Here is a 7268-nt window from a genome sequence, read left to right as displayed (position 1 = left end):
CGACCAGATGCGCCCGCTCGTAACGCAGCAGCAGCGAACGACCGGCCCCGTTATCCAGGCGCTGAATCCGGTCGGAATGATCCCGATGCACCGTCAGACGATTCGCATAGGCATCGCTGACAGCGGTAAGACGTCCAGCCCGAAAGTGATAAAACCGCGCCGCGTCCCCCGCCAGCGCGACGATCAGTTCCTCCGGCTCGTCCCCGAGAAAAGTCGCCGCCCGCGACAAACTGTTGTGAATCGCCGGCCGCTCGACGCTCGGCAATGGAAACCGCGTGCGCCGGTTCTCATGGTCAACCCAGACCACCGAAGCACCATCGACCTCCAGCCGATGCGCCAGCGAATGACTCCAGCCAAACCCCAGCCCGACATCGATCTCGGCTGCACTGGTGCGATACAAGCGGCTGAACTCGAACGGCAACAGCCCGTCGAGCACGCCGTCGGTCAGCGTCAGCAACTCCTCACCGGTGACCATCGACACCGGACAGCCGTTGGTACAGGTCCGCGGCGCACAATCGGCGCTGGCGCCGTTGGGGTTTTTAGCCTGCTCCGAAGCATCATCCCGAGGCTCATGCCGTTCCATGCGCGTCATGGCGTGGGACTTGTCACGGGCAATGGGCGCCGGATTGGGCACCGTCAGCACCAGCGTATCCGCCGTGCGGACTTCCAGCGGAATGGCCGGTGTCGGGCGCAGCGGCGCCGGGCGTGCATTGACCATCAGCGGTTTCAAAGCGCTCGCATGTCGGGTCAGATCGGGCGCCGAGGTCAGCTCTGCCAGCCGCAACGCCGACGCCGCCAGCCATTCCCGCGCACGCGGCGACTTGACCTTGCCCAATACCTTTGTGCTCAACCGCAGCGGCACACCCATGCCACCCGACACACACATCAACAGAAAGCCGACCAGCAGTTCGGCCCTGACCTCAGCCACCACCTCGGCCAGAAAGTGCGGCGGCAGCATCTTCAGCCAACTGGTAAAGGCCGCCAGATAAATGAACAACAACGGCTCATCGCTGAGCATCAGCAGACCATTGGCGATGGCCTCGGACGACGCGGTGAGCAGGGCATCCAGTTCAACAGCGGAAAGGTATTGCAGAAGCTTTTCGCTGTTGGCCTGCAAGTCGGCGAGCAGGGCAAACAGTTGCTTCACGTCATCCCAGACACCATTCAGGGCCGTTTCGAAACCGCGCCAGTCGGCCTGCTGCAACTGACCGTAACGCTCGGTGAAACCGGCGCTGGAAAACTCCGTCCACTGCGGTTGAAATCCTTTCCATTCCTCGCGCAGCCAGCCTTCCAGGCCATCGATAAGGCCCTGATACGAGGCATACAACGCCTGGATATGCGCGTTGGAAACATCGGGAAAGAAGGTGATGCGATAACGCTGGCCCCGGTCGCAATCGTCGACCTTGAGAATGCCACTGGGGCCGATGGTGTAATGCAGCGGTTCGCCGAACTTCAGGACACCATCGACATCGGAAATGACCGGTTCCAGGGTCACCGGCGTGTCGCCGATCGGAACGAAGCGCGCTGCTTCGAACATGTGCACCAGCGTCATGGAGCCAGTGGCGGAACACATGGCCACGGAGGAACTGATGGGCTTTCGGCTGGCCACGGGTGCACTGAGCCGCACATCGTTACCGACCTCGAACACCTGATCGACATCCAGCGCGGTGCCTGTCCAGAACTGCTCGGCCCAGCTTTCATAGTTGTTGAGGCAGAGGCGGAACTCCTGAAACAGCGTTTCGGCGTCGGGCTGGTCAGGGTTCAGCGCAGCGACCACCAGCAAACCAATGCTGTTGTTCAGGGTCAGGAGTCGATCGGATGGAAGCATTCGCAGTCACTCGCGCGCATCAAGGGAATGGCGCGAAACTTTGCGGGGGATCAAACAGGAAAGAAGTCGGGCAAGTAGGCGATGTCTGTAGGGCGATTCTCTAAATGTGCCTGGCAACGTTCGGCGGACAACCGACATTCCCCGTTGCTCAACCTCGGCTGGGCTCGCTATGCTGCTGAACCCATTAATCAGATCCGAGCAGCGGCGCTACCCACGCCGCCCGGGATATCTTTGATAACGGATCCGATGATGAATGCACCGCTGAAGGCGTTCGGCCCGATCAAGGCCGTGATTTTCGACATGGACGGTTTGCTGCTGGACACCGAGGGCATTTACACCGAGGTCACCTCGCTGATTGCCGAACGTTACGGACGCACGTTCGACTGGAGCATCAAGCAGAACATCATCGGTCGCGGTGCCGGCGATCTGGCGCGCTACGTGGTCGAAGCGCTGGACCTGCCGATCACCGCCGAAGAGTTTCTGGTGATTCGCGAGCCGCTGATGCGCGAGCGCTTTCCCACCGCGCAAGCGATGCCGGGTGCCGAGGAACTGATCCGCCACCTCAAAGCGCACAACATTCCGATTGCCGTCGGCACCAGTTCGTCGCGCCAGTCGTTCGGTCAGAAAACCACGTTGCACCGCGACTGGTTTGCGTTGTTCGACTTCATCGTCACCGCCGACGATCCGGAAGTCGGCGCTGCCAAGCCTGCACCGGACATTTTCCTCACCGCCGCTCGCCGCCTGGGTGTGGCACCGGAAGATTGCCTGGTGTTCGAAGACTCACCGTTCGGCGTGACAGCCGCGAAAGCAGCCGGCATGACCGCCATCGCCATTCCCGATGCCGCCATGGCCGATGAAAAATACGCACACGCCGACGGGATTCTTCGTACGTTGAAAACCTTCACACCGAGTGCCTGCGGATTGCCGGCGCTGGATTGGGCCTGATCAAACCGCCGACATAAAAACGCCGCCCCTCCTTTAACAGAGGGGCGGCGTTTTTCGATCACACGAAACAATCAGGCGCCGAAACCACCGTCGATGGTCAGGCTGGCACCGGTGATGTAACCGGCTTCCGGGCCTGCAAGGTAGGCGACGAAGCTGGCGATTTCCTCGGCTTTGCCGTAACGACCGACCGCCATCAAAGGGATCAGGCTGTCGGCGAACTCGCCATGAGCCGGGTTCATGTCGGTATCGACCGGGCCAGGTTGCACGTTGTTGATGGTGATGCCGCGTGGGCCGAGGTCGCGGGCCAGGCCTTTGGTCAGGCCGACCAGTGCGGACTTGCTCATCGCATACACGCTACCACCGGCGAAGGGCATGCGGTCGGCGTTGGTGCTGCCGATGTTGATGATGCGTGAGCCTTCGCCCATGTGTTTGGCGGCTTCCTGGCTGGCAATGAACACGCTGCGCACGTTGATTGCCAGGGTCTGGTCGAAGTCTTCCAGCTTGAAATCTTCCAGCGGCGCGACGGCCAGCACACCGGCGTTGTTGACCAGGATATCGAGGCGGCCAAAGGTTTCGACAGTGGCGCTTACGGCGTGACGGATGGCGCTGGCGTCTGCACTGTCGGCCTTGATCGCCAGGGCTTTGCCGCCGGTGGCGGTGATGCTGTTTTGCAGTTCTTCAGCCTTGGCGGCGGAGCTGACGTAGGTAAAGGCAACCGCGGCGCCTTCAGCAGCCAGGCGTTTGACGATGGCGGCACCGATGCCGCGAGAGCCGCCTTGAATCAGAGCGACTTTACCGCTGAGGTGTTGAGTGGTCATGTTCGATCTCCAGAAATTTCAAGGCAGGCTGCCTTGGTGTGGTGTCGAGTATCTGCCCCTCGCCACCAGGCGAGTAGACCGTGGTTGCTATAGTCTGTGTAAACCAGAAGTTTAGAGTGGCGGCCATGGAAACCTTCAGCAGTATCGAATGCTTCGTGCGCAGCGCCGAAGTCGGCAGCTTTGCCGAGGCCGCGCGACGCCTGAGCCTGACACCGGCCGCCGTGGGCAAAAGCGTGGCGAAACTGGAAGCGCGCCTCGGCGTGAGGCTGTTCCAGCGTAGCACCCGTCGGTTGACCCTGACGGAAGCGGGTCAATTGTTTCTGAGTGAGGTCAGCGCAAGTCTGACCACCATCCAGAATGCCGTGAGCAATCTGGCCAGCGCCGGCGGTCAACCGGCGGGCACGCTGAAGGTCAGCATGGGCACGGTGTTCGGCCGCTTGTACATCGTGCCGTTGCTGGGAGAGTTCCTGAAAAGGTTTCCGGCGATCAATCCGGACTGGCACTTCGATAACCGCCAGGTCGATCTGATCGGCCAGGGTTTCGATGCGGCGATTGGCGGTGGTTTCGAACTGCCCCAGGGCGTGGTTGCGCGCAGGCTGACGCCGGCGCATCGGGTGTTGGTGGCTTCCAAGGATTATCTGGATCGGTACTCGCCGATCAGCGAGCCGGACGACCTCAAGTTGCACGACGGTATCCTGATCCGCTCACCGCAAACCGGTCGTGTGCGCTCCTGGCAGTTGACCCATCGCACCCGACAACACAGCCCGCTGACCCTCAAGGCACGAATGACGATGAGCGACTCCGAAGCCGCCTGCGCCACGGCGGCGCAGGGGTTGGGGATTGCGTTGGTGAGCATGCCGTTTGCCGTCGGCTATCTGGAGGCGGGAACGTTGCAGCGGGTCCTGCCTGACTGGTACGTCGACGACGGCAACATCTCCATTTATTACGCCGAGCACAAACTGCTGCCGGGCAAGACCCGGGCGTTCGTTGATTTCATCATCGAGCAGTTTTCAACGCGGGATCTCGCAGAACGGTTCAACGCGCAAAACGTGCTGGCCAGCCGGTGATGGTTTTCGGGCGCGGCGTCGCATACGTGCGCACCTTGGACGTCGACAGCCCCAGGCGCACGAGGGATTCGGCGATCGTGACGGCAGCGGTGACGCCATCGATCACCGGCACGCCGGTACGCTGACGGATTTTTTCATCGAGCCCGGCCATGCCGCCGCAACCCAGGCAAATCACTTCGGCTTTGTCCTGGGTCACCGCCAGTTCGGCCTGGTGCACGATCGCCTCCAGCGCCCGCTGCGGTTCATGTTCCAGCTCCAGAACCGCAAGTCCACTGGCGCGCACTGAGGCACAACGATCCCAGAGGCCGGACAGTTTCAGCCGATCCTCAATTAACGGTACGGTGCGATCCAGCGTGGTGACCACCGAATAGGCGTGGCCGAGAAACATCGCGGTGCTGGCCGCCGCGTCGGTGATGTCCACCACCGGCACGTTGAGCAATTCCTGCAAACCTTCGCGACCGTGTTCACCGTAGCCGGCCTGGATCACTGCGTCGAACGGCTGGTCGTAGGACATCACCCGGTCCATCACGGCGATGGCGGCCAGATAGCTTTCGAAATTGCCCTCGACGGAATCGGCGCCGAAATGCGGCGTCAGGCCGACGATTTCCGTGCCCGGGGAGGCGACAGCCTGCGCCGAACGGGCGATGGCCTGGGTGATGGATTCGGTGGTGTTGACGTTGACCACGAGAATTCGCATGGGAAGTCCTTATTACGGTTGGTTCTGCGGCCCCGCGAAGGGCCGCCAAAAAAATCAGTGGCTGACGTTGTCGACGGCGATGGATTCACCGTCCACGTCGGCGTAGTGCGGCTGGCGTTTGGCGATGATCAGGTAGAGCATCCCGGCAATGCCGGCACCGATCAGCCAGGAGAAGGGCGAAACGCTGTGGAAGCCCGGTACCAGTGCGAGGACGATCGCGATCAGCGCGGCCGGAATGAACGCCGCCACCGCGCGCAGATTGACGCCACGGCTGTAGAAATACGCGCCGTTCGGGTCTTCGCTGTACAGCTGCGGCACGTGGATCCGGCCTTTGCGGATGAGCCAGTAGTCGACCATGATCACGCCGTACAACGGGCCAAGCAGGGCGCCGAGGCCGGACAGGAAATACACGATCACCAGCGGGCTGTTGTAGAGATTCCACGGCAGGATCAGCACGGCAATGGTGGCGCTGATCAGCCCGGCGCGGCGGAAGGTCAGGTATTTCGGCGCCAGGTTGCTCAGCACGAAGGCCGGGGCGACGAAGTTGGCCATGATGTTCACCGCCACGGTGACGATCAGGAACGCCAGGCAGCCGAGTACCAGAAAGAACGTGTTGGGTATCGAGGCGATGATCTCGGTCGGACTTTCGATGATCCGGCCGTTGATCTGAAATTGCGCACCGCACAGCAGGACGGTGATTCCGGCGAACACCAGAATATTTACCGGCAGGCCCCAGAAGTTTCCGATCTTGATGGTTTTGCGGCACGGCGAAGAGCGGGCGAAGTCGCAGAAGTTGAGGATCAGCGTGCCGTAAATCGCCAGCCACAAGGCGCCACCGGCAAAGATGTTGCGCCACATCTCGCCGCCGGTCAGCGGTTCGCGAATCGACCAAGCGATGGTCGCGTTGGCCTGGGTGTACATCCACGCGGCGAGGCAGGCGACGGTCAGCAGAATTACCGGCCCGGCGAACGCTTCGTAGCGGCGGACCATTTCCATGCCGTAGGCGAGGATCGCCAGCTGCACAAACCAGATCGCCACGAAACACACCCAGCCCAGGCTCGACAGGCCGAGGATCGAGTTGTGGTCGTAGTCGGCGAATCCCGGATGAATCGCCGTGAGCAACACCCGAAACACCACCGACGCCAGGTACGTCTGAATGCCGAACCAGGCGATGGCGATAACCGCCCGGATCAACGCAGGAATCTGCGCCCCGTGAATGCCGAAACTGATCCGGCTGATGACGGGAAACGGTACCCCGGTCTTCTGGCCCATGTAGCCCGACAGGTTCATGAAGAAATACACCAGCGCCGCGCCGATCCCCAGCGACAGCAGAATCTGCCAGCCGCCCAGACCCAGGGCGTAGAGGCCGATGGCAAATGAATAGTTGGCGATGTTGTGCACATCGTTGGTCCACAGGGCAAAGATGCTGTATTTGCCCCAGCGCCGTCCTTCGACCCTGGTCGGCGCGAGGTCACTGTTGTGTAGACGCTGGCTCAGTTGCAGCGACTCGGCGATACCGTCACGAGGCACGGTGTGGTCGAGGGTTGAGGAGGAGGGCTGATTCAGCGCGATGGTGTTGTTCGAGAGACTCGTACGCATTCCGGCAGGCTCCTGATGTTCGGGCCACGATGACTGTGCATGAGCGCTCAGGCTCGGCAGATCTTCGTCGGGGCGGTGAAACATCACAGGTTAGGGGCATCTGCAGCCTGTACGGGATAGGGCGCTTCAGGCTGGCGGATCGAAGTGTGGGTTCATGTTTTGCAGATTTGTATACAAAACATGTATGCACATAAGCCAGATCTGTGCCAGTTATCGATCTATGCAAACCCTCGCTGATTTCTAAAAGTTATTGAATGGCGCCAAGTCGCTGAAACTCAGGCGATATAAATTGACCGTTCGAACAGGTATTTATT

Annotated in this window: 6 protein-coding genes; 2 read left to right on the top strand and 4 right to left on the bottom strand. The window is 61.1% G+C overall.

Going from position 1 to position 7268, the window contains the following annotated elements:
- Positions 1 to 1828 (bottom strand): DUF6531 domain-containing protein (locus J5M72_RS27455; protein ID WP_243433520.1); only part of this gene is annotated, 1828 nt, incomplete at its 3' end.
- A 249-nt stretch (positions 1829 to 2077) separates the two neighbouring features.
- On the opposite strand from J5M72_RS27455, the gene J5M72_RS27450 reads away from it, so the two are divergent.
- Entirely contained in the window at positions 2078 to 2773 is a 696-nt protein-coding gene (locus tag J5M72_RS27450) for an HAD-IA family hydrolase (protein ID WP_207868051.1), read from the top strand.
- A gap of 71 nt (positions 2774 to 2844) precedes the next feature.
- Here the strand turns inward: J5M72_RS27450 and J5M72_RS27445 are convergent, their stop codons facing one another.
- Positions 2845 to 3591 (bottom strand): 3-oxoacyl-ACP reductase family protein, encoded by a 747-nt coding sequence (locus tag J5M72_RS27445; protein ID WP_207868049.1) that lies wholly within the window; start codon positions 3589 to 3591, stop codon positions 2845 to 2847.
- Positions 3592 to 3716: 125 nt separating this feature from the next.
- Between J5M72_RS27445 and J5M72_RS27440 the strand changes: the two genes are divergently transcribed.
- A complete protein-coding gene (locus J5M72_RS27440) occupies positions 3717 to 4658 on the top strand; it encodes a LysR family transcriptional regulator (protein ID WP_207868047.1) in 942 nt (313 codons plus the stop codon).
- Here J5M72_RS27440 and J5M72_RS27435 read toward each other — a convergent pair.
- Both J5M72_RS27435 and J5M72_RS27430 read right to left on the bottom strand, forming a co-directional pair.
- Positions 4627 to 5355, bottom strand: a complete 729-nt coding sequence (locus J5M72_RS27435; RefSeq protein WP_207868045.1) for an aspartate/glutamate racemase family protein — start codon at positions 5353 to 5355, stop codon at positions 4627 to 4629. The genes J5M72_RS27440 and J5M72_RS27435 overlap by 32 nt on opposite strands.
- Before the next feature lie 54 nt (positions 5356 to 5409).
- Complete coding sequence (locus tag J5M72_RS27430; protein WP_207868043.1) at positions 5410 to 6954, bottom strand: NCS1 family nucleobase:cation symporter-1; 1545 nt, start codon at positions 6952 to 6954, stop codon at positions 5410 to 5412.
- Positions 6955 to 7268: the final 314 nt, after the last annotated feature.

Source organism: Pseudomonas sp. 58(2021) (genome assembly GCF_017491585.1).
Classification (GTDB): domain Bacteria; phylum Pseudomonadota; class Gammaproteobacteria; order Pseudomonadales; family Pseudomonadaceae; genus Aquipseudomonas; species Aquipseudomonas fluorescens_BT.
Note: the sequence above shows the minus strand (reverse complement) of the source record. Positions and strands in the feature narration are given on the sequence as shown.

Bases quoted from the DNA above. Each gene is read 5' to 3' on its own strand.
- J5M72_RS27450 (WP_207868051.1), top strand. From the start codon at position 2,078: ATGAATGCACCGCTGAAGGCGTTCGGCCCGATCAAGGCCGTGATTTTC.
- J5M72_RS27445 (WP_207868049.1), bottom strand. From the start codon at position 3,591: ATGACCACTCAACACCTCAGCGGTAAAGTCGCTCTGATTCAAGGCGGC.
- J5M72_RS27440 (WP_207868047.1), top strand. From the start codon at position 3,717: ATGGAAACCTTCAGCAGTATCGAATGCTTCGTGCGCAGCGCCGAAGTC.
- J5M72_RS27435 (WP_207868045.1), bottom strand. From the start codon at position 5,355: ATGCGAATTCTCGTGGTCAACGTCAACACCACCGAATCCATCACCCAG.
- J5M72_RS27430 (WP_207868043.1), bottom strand. From the start codon at position 6,954: ATGCGTACGAGTCTCTCGAACAACACCATCGCGCTGAATCAGCCCTCC.